Source organism: Paenibacillus aurantius, from assembly GCF_032268605.1.
Classification (GTDB): Bacteria; Bacillota; Bacilli; order Paenibacillales; family NBRC-103111; genus Paenibacillus_AO; species Paenibacillus_AO aurantius.
In genome coordinates this window covers 2,063,518-2,077,815 of the sequence record NZ_CP130318.1, presented here as the reverse complement: position 1 = coordinate 2,077,815, position 14,298 = coordinate 2,063,518, and the positions used below count along the sequence as shown (strand labels likewise).

The 14,298-nt window shown below is 57.0% G+C and carries 10 protein-coding genes; 1 reads left to right on the top strand and 9 read right to left on the bottom strand.

The window, feature by feature from the left end; genetic code table 11:
* Positions 1-68 precede the first annotated feature (68 nt).
* The 8 genes from MJA45_RS09515 to MJA45_RS09480 form a co-directional block, all read right to left on the bottom strand.
* On the bottom strand, positions 69-1,013 hold the full coding sequence (locus MJA45_RS09515; RefSeq protein WP_315607022.1) for an aldo/keto reductase: 945 nt from the start codon (positions 1,011-1,013) through the stop codon (positions 69-71).
* A 133-nt stretch (positions 1,014-1,146) separates the two neighbouring features.
* Positions 1,147-2,667 carry an extracellular solute-binding protein gene (locus tag MJA45_RS09510; protein ID WP_315607021.1) on the bottom strand — a complete coding sequence of 507 codons (1,521 nt, stop codon included), beginning with the start codon at positions 2,665-2,667 and terminating at the stop codon, positions 1,147-1,149.
* Between the two features lie 99 nt (positions 2,668-2,766).
* Positions 2,767-3,639, bottom strand: a complete 873-nt coding sequence (locus tag MJA45_RS09505) for a carbohydrate ABC transporter permease (RefSeq protein WP_315607020.1) — start codon at positions 3,637-3,639, stop codon at positions 2,767-2,769.
* Positions 3,640-3,671: 32 nt separating this feature from the next.
* Entirely contained in the window at positions 3,672-4,631 is a 960-nt protein-coding gene (locus tag MJA45_RS09500) for an ABC transporter permease (protein ID WP_315607019.1), read from the bottom strand.
* A gap of 265 nt (positions 4,632-4,896) precedes the next feature.
* Entirely contained in the window at positions 4,897-7,203 is a 2,307-nt protein-coding gene (locus tag MJA45_RS09495) for a helix-turn-helix domain-containing protein (RefSeq protein WP_315607018.1), read from the bottom strand.
* Positions 7,204-7,336: 133 nt separating this feature from the next.
* Entirely contained in the window at positions 7,337-8,926 is a 1,590-nt protein-coding gene (locus MJA45_RS09490) for a glycoside hydrolase family 43 protein (protein ID WP_315607017.1), read from the bottom strand.
* 66 nt (positions 8,927-8,992) lie between these two features.
* A complete protein-coding gene (locus MJA45_RS09485; protein ID WP_315607016.1) occupies positions 8,993-10,561 on the bottom strand; it encodes a glycoside hydrolase family 43 protein in 1,569 nt (522 codons plus the stop codon).
* Positions 10,558-11,694: a glycoside hydrolase family 88/105 protein gene (locus MJA45_RS09480; RefSeq protein ID WP_315607015.1), complete on the bottom strand. Its 1,137-nt coding sequence runs from the start codon at positions 11,692-11,694 to the stop codon at positions 10,558-10,560. The genes MJA45_RS09485 and MJA45_RS09480 overlap by 4 nt, the downstream gene beginning before the upstream one ends.
* Positions 11,695-11,868: 174 nt before the next feature.
* Between MJA45_RS09480 and MJA45_RS09475 the strand changes: the two genes are divergently transcribed.
* Positions 11,869-12,708, top strand: a complete 840-nt coding sequence (locus tag MJA45_RS09475) for a helix-turn-helix transcriptional regulator (RefSeq protein WP_315607014.1) — start codon at positions 11,869-11,871, stop codon at positions 12,706-12,708.
* Here MJA45_RS09475 and MJA45_RS09470 read toward each other — a convergent pair.
* The gene (locus MJA45_RS09470) at positions 12,702-14,297 is read right to left on the bottom strand and encodes a glycoside hydrolase family 28 protein (protein WP_315607013.1); all 1,596 of its coding nucleotides are present in this window, start codon (positions 14,295-14,297) and stop codon (positions 12,702-12,704) included. The two genes, MJA45_RS09475 and MJA45_RS09470, sit on opposite strands and share 7 nt — an antisense overlap.
* Position 14,298 lies beyond the last annotated feature (1 nt).

The window sequence follows — 14,298 nt, the reverse complement described above, 5'->3', positions numbered from 1 at the left end:
ATACAGCCAAAAAGCCCGCCGGTGCCGGCGGGCTTTAAGGGGAAAACGTTATAGTTCTTCGGGCGGGATCAGGAAGGCAATTCCGGATTATACTCCGGCAGCCCGCTTACCCAGGTTTGGTTGCGGATCGGCTCCAGGATGCGGAGCACTTCCTTCAACAGGGACTCGTCCATCGGCTCCTCGGTCCATTGGACGTTGCGGCGGATATGTTCCGGATTGGCCGTACTGACCAAGGTCGTGGGGATGCGCTCATTCGCCGTCGCGAATTGAACGGCGAGCTTGGCGAGGTCCGCCCCCTGACGTTCGCAATAGGCGGCCGCTTCCCGGCACACCCGTTTGATCTCCCCGCTTGCGGGATGCCATTCGGCCACCGGACGATGACCCAGGAGGCCCATCGAGAGCGGCGAAGCGTTCACGAGGCCGACTCCCCATTCCTCCAGCAGAGGAAGAAGGCTCAACAGGCTGGTGTCGTTCAAGGAATAGTGGCAGTAGGACAGCACCGCGTCGAGCGAAGTATGGGCAAGGGCCTTCTCGAAAACGGTCAGGGGAAGTCCGGACACCCCACCGAACCGGATTTTGCCGGACTGCTTAAGGGTCTCCAGTGCACGGAACGCACCCTCCGCCACCTCATCGAACGGAACGAATTCGATATCATGGAGGAACAGGATGTCCACATAATCGGTCTGCAGCCGGGCCAAGCTTTCCTCAACACTTTGCAGAATGCGGCGCTCTGAGAAATCGAACTCCCGGTCCCCGTAACGCCCGGCCTTTGTCGACAGCAGGAACCGGTCCCGCGGGATCGAAGCGATCGCTTTGCCAAGCACCGTCTCCGCCTTCGTCAAGCCGTAATAAGGGGACACGTCGATCAGGTTGATGCCGCTGTCCACCGCTTCCTCCACGGTTCGGATGCTTTCCGACTCGTCGGTTTCCCGAAAAACGGATCCGAGTGACGAGGCGCCGAAGCTAAGCGCCGATACCTGCAGCCCCGTCCCTCCCAATGTGCGGTACTTCACCTTCATCGCCCTCTCTTTCTTGGTCTCTCTTCCGATAGGGTACCATGGCAGAAGAGAGCAAAGAATAGCGGGAAATTGCAAAAACATACTCGATTTTGATATCGGTTTCCACAGAAAGGGCACCAGAATCCCCTTATTTTTTATTTTTCAAATAAGCCTCTTTGTATTCCTGCATCAATTTATCCCCGCCGGCCTTCTTCCATTTATCCATTTCCGCTTTCCAGCCGGCTTCGTCGATCTTGCCCATAATGAATTTGGTTTCCGCATCCGTAATCATCTGCTCCAGCTCTTTTCCCCGTTCGGTGTACGTATCCGAGAGAAGGGTCAGCGCGGGATTGTTCACGGCATACTTTTCGTTTCCGCTGACCAGCTTCTTGTTCTTCAGGAACAGATCGGTTTCCTTCATGGGCTTATCCATGTTGTAGGCCTCGCCACGCTGGATTAAGGTGTCGCGGTAAGGCTTCACTTCCTTGGCGTCCGCATCCTTATCCAGAGGAATGGTAAAGTCGCCCTCCACCTTGTAATGCTTGCCTTCCACGCCCTTGTTGATAAGGTATACCATCTCTTTATCGAGCAGCTTGTCCAGGAAGGACAGCACTTTCTTCATTTCCGCTTCGGTTTTGACCGAGGACTTCGGAATGGCCCAGATCCCTGCGTTGCCGCTTTCCCCCGGCACCCGGATCCCCGACGGTCCTTCCAAAGGAGCCGCATCGACGACGGCCGTCGGCACCACCTTCACCAGGTTCGTCTGCATGGATTGGGCATTGCCGCCGCTGATCCGGAGCGCCACCCGGCCTGCCTCGTACGATTTATCGTTCGTAGCCGCATCCACAACCGAGAAATCCTGGTTGATCAGCTTCTCGTCGTACAGCCGCTTGAACAGCTTCATGGTGGCAAAGAATTCCTCCGTCATGAACTCGGGGGTGAACGTTCCCTGGTCATCCACCTTCCACTTGTTCGGCCCCCCTTGAGCTACGCTTAGCCGGGTCAAGGTGGAAGCCGTTCCTTGGTTGTAGGCTTTATCGAGCAGGAAACCATAGGTATCCTTCTTCCCGTTCTTGTCGGGATCACTTTCCGCCACCGCCTTAAGAACGTTGTACCAATCGTCCAGCGATTTGGGGACCTTCAAGCCCGCCGCGTCAAACCAGTCCTTCCGGTAATGGACGACCGCACGGCCGATGTCCCGGAAAATGGGAATCCCGTAAAGCTTCCCTTCCACTTTGATGTTGTCAAAGTAAGAGGAGGGCTGGGCGGACAGGTTCTTGTAATCCTTAAGATACGGACCGATTTCCCAGAATTGATCGGACTTCATGGCATTGATGATGGTGGGCACGTAGTTGACCTTGATCAGCTTGGGCAGTTCGCCTGAAGCCATCATAACGTTGACTTTATCATCGTAAGCCGAGGCCGGAATCCATTGGAATTCCGGAGTGGTATTGGTGTATTTCGCCAGAGCCTGCTCCAAGGGATTGCCCTTCGGCGGAATCTCTCCCACCTGATTAGCGACAATGGACAAGGCGAACGGCTTCGTATCCTCTCCCGGCTTGGAGCTTCCGCCCGCGCCGGCTTGCCCCTCGCTTCCCGAGCTGCAGGCCGACAGAACGGCCGTCGCCAGCATAACTCCTCCCATAACAGATGCTGCTTGCTTCTTCATTTCATTTCCCCCTCCGTATAGTTGGTTATGATATCAACTCCTGCGGCCGCCGCTTAGGGAACAACCGCAAGGGAGTTCATCCGTAAACGTGTGATTCTCCTATCCCTTGACCGATCCCAGCATAACTCCTTTGGCAAAATGCTTCTGAAGAAACGGATAGACCAGCAGAATCGGAACGGTGGCGAAGACGATGACCGCCATCCGGATCGTAAGCGGCTGAATTTCCGTGTTGTCAATGGAGTTGTCCCCTATGCTGCTGGAGGCCAAAATGACGATTTCCCGCAGCAGGACTTGAATCGGCCACTTGGTATTGTCGTTGATATAAAGAATGGCATTGAAAAACTGGTTCCAATGGCCGACGGCATAGAATAACCCGAAGGTAGCCATGGCCGGCAGCGAAAGCGGAAGCACGATCCGGAAAAGCACGCCCACGTCGTTGCAGCCGTCAATCCGGGCGGAATCCTCGAGGCCGTCGGGGATTTGCTGAAAGAAATTTTTCAGGACTATCAGGTTGAAAGCACTGATGGCGCCCGGGATCATCAAGGACCACAGGGTATTGGTCAGATGCAGGGCCTTGACGACAAAGTAAGTGGGAATCATGCCCCCGCCGAACAGCATCGTGAACAAGACCGCGAGGAGGATCGCCTGGCGTCCTCTCAGATGGGGCTTGGCCAGCGGGTAGGCCATCAGCGACGTGAACAGCAGATTGATGAAGGTGCCCACGACGGTAATATAGATGGAGACCAGCAGGCTTCGGAACAGCGTGTCCGTCGAGAAGATGTAGCGGTAGGAAGCAAGCGACCATTCCTTCGGCCATAGAATCAAGCCGCCCTTGGCCACCTCGGCGGGACTTGCGAACGATACGGCCAACACGTAGACAAAGGGCAGGACGCAGAGGAGGGCCATCAAAAGCAGCACGGCATAATTGAACATATCGAACAAGCGGTTGCCTATCGTTTTATCCTGAAGCATGTTGTAGCCTCCTTCATACTTAGGGACAGGCGTCAATAGATGCCCTCTTCCCCGAACTTCTTGGCGAGCCAGTTGGAGCCGAGCACCAGCACCAGGCCGATCGCCGACTTGAACAAGCCGACCGCCGCACTGTAGCTGTATTGCGCCTGGGTCATCCCTTTCGTATAGACATAGGTGTCGAACACTTCGCCTACTTCGCGGTTCGTCGGGGTCAGCATAAGGAAAATATGCTCGAAGCCTGAATCCATAAAGTTCCCCAGCCGCAGAATAAACAAAATGACGATGGTGCTGCGAATCGCCGGAAGGGTGATATGCCAAAGCTGGCGCCAGCGGCCGGCCCCGTCGATCCGGGCGGCTTCGTACTGCTGGAGGTCAACCCCGGCCAAGGCGGCCAAGAAGATGACGGTGCCCCAGCCGACTTCTTTCCAGATGGATTGCACGATAACCATCGTCCGGAACCATTCCGGCTCCAGCAGAAAGGCAATTTTCTTTCCCGTAACCGCATACAGAAATTCATTAAGAACCCCGTTCTCCGTTGTGAAAAGGATATAGAAGATCCCGACGACCACCACCCAGGAGACAAAGTGGGGGATGTAGACGAGGGTTTGAACGAAGCTTTTGAACTTGGCCCGTCTGACTTCATTCAGCATCAGGGAAAGAACAATGGGCAGCGGAAAGAAGAAGACCAGGTTGTACACCGCCAGAATAACCGTATTGCGGAACAGCATGCCGAATTGGGGCTCGGTAAAAAATCGCTGAAAATGCTTAAAGCCTACCCAAGGACTGTCCAGAAAGCCGAGATGCGGCCGGTAATCCTGAAAGGCCATCGTTACCCCGTACATCGGCACGTATTTAAAGATAAAGAAATACAGGATGCCGGGCAGAAGCATCAAGTACAGCCATTTGTCCCGGACGAGGTCCCTCAGAAGGGAAACCGGCTTTCCCTTGGGGATGGCGGGGTTTCCGGCCGGAGCATAGTTGTCTTGCCTCATGGTTCACTAACCTCCCATAACATTCTCCATGGTTCACTCCAGCCATTATCGAGCCCATAGGGGGTGACAGGCTATACCGCTCACGCAACCAAGTGTCGATTGGGGGCTTTTCCCCTCCTAATAACCTCTGTATAGCCTGTAAATGTGCTTGAGATAACCTGATTCCGACAAAAAACAGGCGGGAAGGATGAGGAGGATCATCCGCCGCGCCTGTCCGGAGGCCAGCTTCTATAAGCGTCCTTGGGTTCACCGGCTGCATGCCGCTTCATTCGGTGCTCCCTTTCAGGATTTTTTCCCGGTATTGACCTGGTGTAAGTTGATAGATCTTCTTAAAGCTCCGAATAAAGGAGCTGATATTCTTGTACTGAAGCTTCTCGCCGATCTCCGATATTTTCATATCCGTCGATTCCACCATGACCTTGGCCATCTTCATCCGGTAATCCGACAAGTAGTCACTGAAGGGAATCCCGATCTCCCGCTTAAAAATTCGGCTGATATACACCGGATGGTAATTTAACAGCTTGGAGCAGGATTCCAGGGTAATTTCCTGGTCATACCGGTCCTGAATCAGCTTGATCATTTTATCCGCGATGTTGACATACTGGGTTTCGGTCTTCTCGGACAGCGCCTGAATCAAGGGATTGAACCACTTGGACTCAAACCAGTGAATGATTTCCTCTCTAGTTTGAAGCCGGAGAAGCCTTTCCACGGTCCTCTCATCCTCCATCACCTTCTGAAGCGATATCCCCTCGTCCTGCATGATTTGCAGAAGCCGGGAAAGCAGCTGCAGGAGCAGCAGGTGATGCTCGTGGAGGGAACCGTCCTTATACAGAAGAGCATCCAAGTATTGACGGATCGTCTCGGAAGCGCTGCCCGGCTGCATTTCCATTATGGCGTAGACGAGCCTCTCTTCCAATACCTTCAAGTGGGAATATTCATACCCGTCCGCGCCCGGAAGGGTCTCCGTGTCCCGGTATTGTACGATGATCTCCGGGCCGAGGCTGATCCGCGCTTTCAAGGCGGACAAGCTCTCCCCGTAAGCTTTGACCGTCCCCATCAAGTCGGAGAACGGATGGCTGATCCCGATGCTCACCTTAAGCTGAAGGACCTCTTCGGCGTTCTTCTTCAGGATCTCCGCCGATTCATAAAGAATTCTTTGGACCTGCTCGGTGTCCTCTTCCTCGGCCGCCACCAGGGTGACTTGGGAATGATGAATGGTAATCGGGGTAAGGCGCCGCGAGGACGGCAGCACCTCCCCGGCAATGTTGCTGATGGCGTAAAGCAGCAGCTCCCGGTCTTCCTCGTCATAATGGGTCTCCTGCAGATTGTCGATTTGAAGGGAAAGAACCCCGAGCCGCTTCCAGTCGGCAGGGAAGCTATACAAGGCGGACCGGTACAAGAAGTCGTTTTCCGTCAGCTGGCCCGTAAACAGCTTCAAGACGAAAAATTCCTTCAAGTGGCTCGCCTGACCCCGCATCTGCTGTTCGACGCGGTCTCTTGACACGGCCAAAGACTGCATGCTGTGCCTGATGAAGTCCAGCTCGTCATTTTTCGGGAGGACGGAAGGCTCTTGCACGGACGAACCAAGCCCTCTCGCCACCTCCAGCAAACTGCCGATGGGGCGGTACATTCTTCGGCTGCCATACCAGGCGGCGGCCAGCACAATCAGCAGAATGACGGTACAGACCGCCAAGGTGACTTCCGCTATTTTCCGGGTCTCCTTCTTCAGCTCCCCGATCGAGACGGCGGAAACATAGGTCCAGCCATTATAGCTGGAAGAACGGTAGAGCACCGCATCCTCTTCCCCGTTCGTCTTCAGGTTAAACAGCCCCAGCTTCTTCTCCGGCTCCGACTCCAAATGCCCGGCAACGGCCCGGTTAATCGGGGCGTTCTCCTCCTTGGAACCGGGGCCCAGAATTTCCGCTCCGGTCCGATCCAAAATATAAGTCCGGTTCGAGGAGTCCGAGGAAGCAAGCGCATGGTTAATTTCCGCCGCCGCCATCTGGACGACCAGAAGTCCCTTCGGCTTGTTCGTCTGGGGGAGGAGCGGGATTTTGTGGACCAAGGTGATGGTCTCCACGGGTTCGGTGAATTCGCCGCCGCCTGCCTCAATCCCCGTGTACCAGCGGATGCTTCGAGGCGCTTCGGCATACTCCGTGAACACCCGGCGGTTCTGCCATTGATCGAGAGGCTTCAGGACATTAAGGTTCAAGGCCCAATTCCGTTCGAGGTTCACCAAATAGGCCTGCGTGATGACCGCTTCGCCGGATTGAAGATTGTACAGCTCCTTGGAAAGCTCACGGACGGCTTCAAAATCCGAGGGGGTATAGGACGTATTCATCGCGGTCTTGACCAGGGAGGAGTTGGCCAGCTGCGTGGCCGATTTCTCAACCGATTTCAGCATCTGCTCCACCCTCGTCTGGGTTTGGGCAAGCCACTGCATATTACCTTCCTTCACCTTCTCTTCCATATCTCTTGAAGCGATGATATAGGAGACGAAGCCAATGAGGATGGCGGGAAGCAATCCCAATAATAAGCTGTAGGACAGCAGCCGTACTGAATATCTGTTCATTCTTATTCCTCCTGCAACGTGCTGACCGGGTACACGCTTAGTCCCCTGCGGCGGGCAGGTCCGACTAAAAAAGACCCGCTCCCAACGGGCTGACGGGTCAATGTCTCTTACCTGAAGAAACCGATCCTTCTCTTTATTCCTTACCTTCCAAGCCGGTTACGCGGAACCAATCGACATCCACGTACCCGCCTCCTGAGCCGGAGGCAAATATCCCGGTCTTCGCTCCGACCCAATGGCCCTCGATGGCGGCGAACGGTTCAGCCGGGACCGGCGTATACTCGGATCCGGCCATTTTATAATAGAAGGAACAGCGGGCGTCCTTCTCTACTTTCACTCGCAGCTCAAGAGGGTCGGCGCTTTCGATAGGAAGGGACCAGACGCCTTCTTCCCCGTTTTCGTCTCCCATGGCCAGGACAAGAGCGAGCCCTTCTCCTTCTCCTTCTTCTTCTCCTTCATCTTGAAGCTTTCGCACAGCCAAATAGGCATACCGGTAGCCGAAAACAAGCATCCCGCCCGTATCCCCCTCCGCCAATCCGGAAGGATCGATGAGGCAGGAGGCTTGGAATTCGGGTGCCGGGAATTTCTGAAGAAGCAGATGGGAAGCATGATAAATCCCCTCCTGCTCTGAAGGACCGGGTATGGAGTGCAGCCGAATATGGCTCGGCCTGGCGTCCAGCCGGTACCAAGAGCTATGCGGGTTCGCCTGCCACTGCCACTGAAGGCCGAGAGCAGGGGCGTCAAATTCATCCGACGTAGCGGGAACGGTGACCGGGTAGTCCCGGCCGACATCCGGTTTCCGGTAACGGAGCACCGGCTCGCCGATGGCCTCGCCTTCCCGGCGCTCCCCCATCATGGGCCAATCGTTCTCCCAGTGAACAGGCTGGAGATGGACCACCCGGCCGTATGGCCCTTTGTCCTGGAAATGCAGGAACCAGGATTCGCCCGATTCCAGTTCTACCCAGCCTCCCTGATGCGGGCCGTTGACCGGAGTCTGCCCTTGATGCAGAACCACCTTGTCCTCATAGGGACCCCAGATGGACTCCGACCGGAACACCGTCTGCCACCCGGTGGAGACGCCCCCGGCGGGAGCAAAGATATAGTAATAACCTTCTCGTTTATACAGCTTCGGCCCTTCGAGGGTGGGATGATCCTCGGTTCCGTCATAAACGATCCGTCCCTCGTCCAGCACCTGCCTGCCGTCAGCCGACATCCGGCACAGCCGGAGCTTATGCTTGATCCCACTGCGGCTCTTGGCATAGGCGTGAATCAAATAAGCCTGTCCGTCGTTATCCCAGAAGGGACAAACGTCGATCAGCCCTTTACCTTCCAGGACCAGATGCAGGGGGGCCCATTCGCCCGCCGGATCGTCGGCCGTCGTCATCAGAATGCCCACATCCGGATCCCCGTAGAAGATCCAGTACTTTCCGTCATGATAGCGCAGGCTTGGCGCCCATACCCCGTTCCCATGCTGAGGCCGCTCGTACCCCGCCAGCTTCATTTCCGGGATGGCGTGTCCGATCAGCTTCCAATTGACGAGGTCTTGGGAATGCAGAATCGGCAGTCCGGGAAGGTGTCCGAAGCTGGAGGCGGTCATGTAGAAATCGCTGCCGACGCGAATGACGTCGGGGTCCGAATAGTCCGCATGCAATACCGGATTGAGGTAAGTCCCGTCTCCCTGGTCCGCTGCCCAAGCCTCTTGATGAGTAAGTATAGTTTCCGTCATGAGCCCATCCTCCTCTATAAGGTATCGAAGATTTCCTTTCGTTTCGTTCCGTATGGAATCACCCGATTATAAGCCGATATATTCAAAATAATCAAAATCGGCGAAATTGCCGCTCGGCGTCCCGTTGCCGCTTGCAAACAGCCCGATATAGGCGCCGACGAAGCCTCCCGCACGATCGGTGCTGAGCACGGTGCCGTCCGCGTCCGCTGCGACCGTCTCCCACTGCTCGGGCTCCACCGCCACGTCAAAACGAAGCGACTGCCCGGACGCCTCCAGCCTCAAATAGCATTTTCCGGCCGCCAGCTCCTTGGAGCCCAGCACCGTCTCCCGGCCGGCTTCCCGGCAGATGACCCTCACTTCCGTCCGGCCCTGTTCGTTCCGGCCGCATTCGAACCGGTACTGGAAATCGTGATTCTGCAGAGCCGCAAGCCCGGCCGTCTCCGCCAGCCCCTGCGGGGCGAACTCCAGAGCCGTTCGGACCGCAAAGGACATGTGCTGCTGCCTCCGGCCGGCAAAGCTCGGATTCGCTCCCTCCTCCGTCATCCGCTCCGGCTTGAGCTTCAGGCGCAGATGGCCAGGCCGTTCCGTCAAGCTCCAGAACTCCCCTCTCGGTGTCCGGATGAAGTTCCACCGGTCCTCCAGCACGCGGCTGTCGAAATGGTCGCAGACCGGCAGGGAGGGCCATGGCGCTGCAGGCAGATTCGGCCTAGGCATCTCCCATTCAATCATGCCTTTGCCGGGATTCACGACGGGCCATCCGTCTTCCCAATGGAACGGAACGAGGAACGTTTCCCGCCCCATGTTCCGGTAGTAGCCCCCGTAAGGACGGGAGGCAAGACAAACCATCCACCACTCCCCGTTCTGGGTCTCCACGATATCGGCGTGGCCGACGTTGACAATGCCGTGCCCTTCGCCCAAATGGCGGTGGGTCAGAATCGGGTTACGTTTACAGTTCTCATAAGGCCCGGTAATGCTCTCGCTTCGGGCGATGGTAACGGAATGAGTGAAGCCGGTGCCGCCTTCGGCAATCATCAAGTAGTAATAGCCGTTAATACGGTACAGGTGAGGGCTTTCCTGGGCATGGATCTGCTTCAAGGCGCCGTCCCACAGGCTGACTTTTGGCCCCTTGAGCCGCTTCGTCTCCAAATCCAGCTCCTGCAGCCAAATTTCCATATGCTTCGGATACTGTTGTCCTTCCGGCGGCACCCGGTTGCCGGTATAGTAGGCTCTGCCGTCTTCGTCAAAGAATAACGACGGATCGATTCCCGGAGCGTCCTCGAGCCAATAAGGGTCCGACCAAGGGCCGGCCGGGTCCGCCGCGGTAACGAAGAAGTTCCTCCTCGCTCCCGTAGCGCTGACCACGAACGTTGTAATCATATAGAACACGCCTTGGTGGTAGCGGATCGTGGGGGCATAGATCCCGCGGGAGGCCGGGGTGCCGTCCAAGTCCAATTGCGAAGCCCGGTCCAGCACATGCCCGAGCTGCTTCCAGTGGACCAGATCCTTGCTGTGAAAAATCGGTACGCCCGGAAAATACTCGAACGTAGACGTTACCATATAATAGTCTTCACCGACCCGGCAGATGGAGGGATCAGGATAGAAGCCCGGCAGAATCGGGTTACGAAATGTCTTCATCCCCTCCGCTCCTTTGCCGCGTGAAGGCGTCCGTTTTCCAGACCGGCCAGAATAAAGGGAGAGACGGCCTTCGGGTCATCCTCCACGACGCGCTCGCCGATATAGTAAGCAAAGGTGCCGTCCCGGTAAGGGGAGCCCCCGAGTCCCGCTACGCTGTTGCACTGCGTCAGGTGAACCTGGCCGCCCTCTTCTTCCCTGACAAGATAGCGGAGAAGGCCCTCATACCCGCGGCGTGCGGCTTCCCCCGCCGACCCGGTCAAATACCCCAGCCGGGCGCCTTTGGCCAGCGCGTAAGCGAACATGGAGGTGCCCGAAGCCTCCAAGTAATTGCCTTCCCGGCCGGATTGGTCGAGCACCTGGGGCCACAGCCCGGTTTCGGCGTCCTGGACGCGGACAAGCGCTCCGGCCATGCGCTCCATCAGCCCAATGAGCAGCCCCCTTTTCGGGTGGTCCTCCGGCAGATGATCGAGCGTGTCTACCAGGGCCATTGCATACCAGCCCATCGCGCGGCTCCAGACATGCGGGGAGCGCCCGGTCACGCTGTCCGCCCAAGGCTGCTCCCCGGAAGCGTCCCATGCGTGATGAAGCAAGCCGTTCTCCGGATTACGCGTCTTCTTCTCGACCAGGACCAGCTGCTCCGCCGCCGTGTCAAACCAACTCTCTTCACCGGTGAGTTTCCCGTATTGAGCGAGGAACGGAGCGGCCATGTACAAGCCGTCCAGCCACATCTGGAAAGGATAGATCTTTTTGTGCCAGAAACCGCCCTCCTCCGTGCGGGGGTGTCCTTTCATCTGCTTGATCAAGTTCTCGATTGCCTTCCGGTACTTGGCTTCCCCCGTCTGCTCCAGCAGAAGAAACAGAAGCTTGCCTGAATGGATCTGGTCGAGATTGTAATGCTCCCGCACATAGGTACGGATGCTGCCGTCCTCTTGAACGTACTGGTCCGTCCGGTTACGGATATAGGCGAAATACCGGTCATCCCCGCTTTGCCGGCCGCACTCCTCCAGCGCCCGCAGGAAGCAGCCGATTTCGTAATTCCAGCTCCTGGTAAACTTTTCGCTGCCGTCTTCCCGGTACCGTTCCATGAATTGGTCCGCCCACAACAGCGGATCCTGCCAATGCTCATTGCTCATGCGTGATCTGCCTCCCCTATGCTTATTCCTTGAATCTGCCGGCGGGAATCTAGGGTATAACGCTGAGTTCCGCCGGTCGGCCCCCCGCCCGCCTATGGTAAAATACTAAGACAGACCTTACGAATAACCGGGTTCTTAACCATATGTAACGAAGAGGAGCGGGGGCCAATGCAAATGAATGACTTAATTGAAAAAAAGTACAAGGTAGAAGGCGAATCGTTTGCCATTCAACGGATGCGCCGCTTCGGGTATTCCGCCATGCCGCGTCCCCATTCTCATTCCTTCTATGAGCTGTACGGCCTGCTCGAGGGGGAACGGGTCTACTTCATAAACGGCAAAGTCCATACCGCACAAAAGGGCGACATGGTCCTTGTCGTCCCTCATGACTTTCACTCCACCGCCAGCTCCCAGGTGGAGCAGTTCGAGCGGGTGCTGATTCAGTTCACTCCCGAATTCCTCCGGGACACCGGCCGCCTGCTTCACCTGCCGCTCTTCCAGCAATCGACCCTGCTGCGGGTTCCTCCGAAGGATCAGCCCGAGCTCGAACGCCTTCTGCTCCAGCTGGTCGGGGAATGCAAGGACGAACAGCCGTTATATGAGACCTATGTCCGGCATCTGCTGTCCGAGCTCTTAATCCGGCTGCACCGGGTCCAGGCGGCCGGTCCCGTCTCGCCCGAGCCGGGCCATCCGATGCATCAGAAGGTATCGGAAATCACCGCGTATATCCAGACCCATTACCGGAATCCCTTAACGCTGGAGCAGCTGGCCAAGCACTTCTATATCAGTCCCGCCTATTTGAGCCGGATCTTTCTGAAGCTGACCGGCTTCCATATCAGCGAATACATTCGGGTCGTCCGCATACGGGAAGCCCAGAAGCTTCTCCGGACAACAAGCGAGAAGGTGCAGGCGATAGCCGGACAGGTCGGCTTCGAGCATATTTCCCATTTCAACAAAACGTTCAAGAAGGTGGCCGGGGTTTCCCCCTTGCACTACAGGCAGGACCATCGTTACTGATCCGTGGCAACGACCGTCCGGCTATCCACCTCGGGAGCCGATGTGACGCTCCGGTGCGTGGGTGCCGTCCGGGAATCGCGGCAGGTGATATGGGCGGAAGCGGCGCCGGTGACCGCCAGCATTCGCGAGTCCGACTCTCCTCCCGCTCCCCCCAGCCGGAGGATCTCCACATTCCGGCTCTGGTGAAGCTTCACAAGCGGACCCTCCGTTGGGAAGACCGTAACATCCTCCAATACCAGCTGGTTAACCTGGTGACAGACCACCCCTTCCCGGGCCGTGGCCGTATAGTTCCGCACGCTCACGCCTTCCAGCGGCATTTCCGCCAAGCCGTTCACGAGAAAGGCTTTATCCGCCCCGGCACAGTCCACATCCCGGATCTGGATGTTACGGAAAATCGGGGTCTCCTCCGTTACCGGGTGGCTCTCATCTCTTGCCGTACCCGAGCCTTCCACCCCTTCGTAGAACAAGTGGAAGGAAATGGCCTCGCCCGCTATATCCGTCATGCGGATTCGTTCGATGTGGATGTCTTCCACGACTCCCCCTCGTCCCCGGGCACTCTTGAAACGAAGCCCAATATCGGTCCCCATAAACAAACAATCGCTAATCTGCACCCGGCGGACACCGCCCGACATTTCACTGCCGATGACGAATCCCCCATGCCCGTGATAGACGGTGCAATCCCGAATGGTTACGTATTCCGTCGGCAGGCCGAGCGCCCGCCCGGCTTCATCTTTACCGGACTTTAAGCAGATGGCGTCATCGCCCACGTCGAACGTGCATCCTTCCACGAGAGCGAATCGGCAGGAATCCAGATCCAGGCCATCGCCGTTCTGCGCATACCACGGATTGCGGACCGTTACCCGGCGGATGGTCACGTGCTCCGAGGCCCACGGGTGCAAATTCCAGGCAGCCGAATTTTGGAAGGTCGGCCCGTCCAGAAGAATGCGTTTGCATTTGCGGAAGCTAAGGAGGTTAGGCCGCAGATAATCCCGGTAAGGCAGGAAGTCCTCCGGTTCCTTCTTCCCTTTCCGAAGCAGCTGTTCCACTCCCGCAGCCCCATTCCTGGCCGCTTCGCTTGGCCACCATACCTCTCCCGACTCCTCCACAACACCCCCGGAGCTTGCAAGGCGGTTCCATTGGGGCTCCGTCATTTTCCAACGCTTCACAGGCCTCCATGCCTCTCCCCCGCCGTCGAAGACCCCTTTTCCTGTAATGGCCACATCCTCGGCACTCTCGGCATTCAGCGGCGACTGACAGCGGATAGACGGCCCGCCTTCAAACGTAGACGAAATGAGGGGATAATCCGTATAGCGTCGGCTAAACCGTACGACCGCCCCTTCCTCGGCGTGCAGCTCCAGCCGGCTCGCCAGGGTGATAGGCCCGGTCAGCCATAGGCCCGGCGGGATGACGACCCGGCCTCCCCCGGCTTTAACGCAATCTTCTATCGCCCGGCGGAAAGCTTCGGTGTTATCGGTCCGTCCGTCTCCCACCGCTCCGTAATCGGTTAACCGCACGGTATTACCCGGTATGGACGGAAGGTGAACCTCCGGCATGGTCCATGTCAATTCCTTTGTTTTCGGTTGGTTCATG

Coding starts and splice junctions, on each gene's coding strand:
- MJA45_RS09510 (WP_315607021.1), bottom strand. CDS start 2,667: ATGAAGAAGCAAGCAGCATCTGTTATGGGAGGAGTTATGCTGGCGACG.
- MJA45_RS09505 (WP_315607020.1), bottom strand. CDS start 3,639: ATGCTTCAGGATAAAACGATAGGCAACCGCTTGTTCGATATGTTCAAT.
- MJA45_RS09500 (WP_315607019.1), bottom strand. CDS start 4,631: ATGAGGCAAGACAACTATGCTCCGGCCGGAAACCCCGCCATCCCCAAG.
- MJA45_RS09495 (WP_315607018.1), bottom strand. CDS start 7,203: ATGAACAGATATTCAGTACGGCTGCTGTCCTACAGCTTATTATTGGGA.
- MJA45_RS09490 (WP_315607017.1), bottom strand. CDS start 8,926: ATGACGGAAACTATACTTACTCATCAAGAGGCTTGGGCAGCGGACCAG.
- MJA45_RS09485 (WP_315607016.1), bottom strand. CDS start 10,561: ATGAAGACATTTCGTAACCCGATTCTGCCGGGCTTCTATCCTGATCCC.
- MJA45_RS09480 (WP_315607015.1), bottom strand. CDS start 11,694: ATGAGCAATGAGCATTGGCAGGATCCGCTGTTGTGGGCGGACCAATTC.
- MJA45_RS09475 (WP_315607014.1), top strand. CDS start 11,869: ATGAATGACTTAATTGAAAAAAAGTACAAGGTAGAAGGCGAATCGTTT.
- MJA45_RS09470 (WP_315607013.1), bottom strand. CDS start 14,297: ATGAACCAACCGAAAACAAAGGAATTGACATGGACCATGCCGGAGGTT.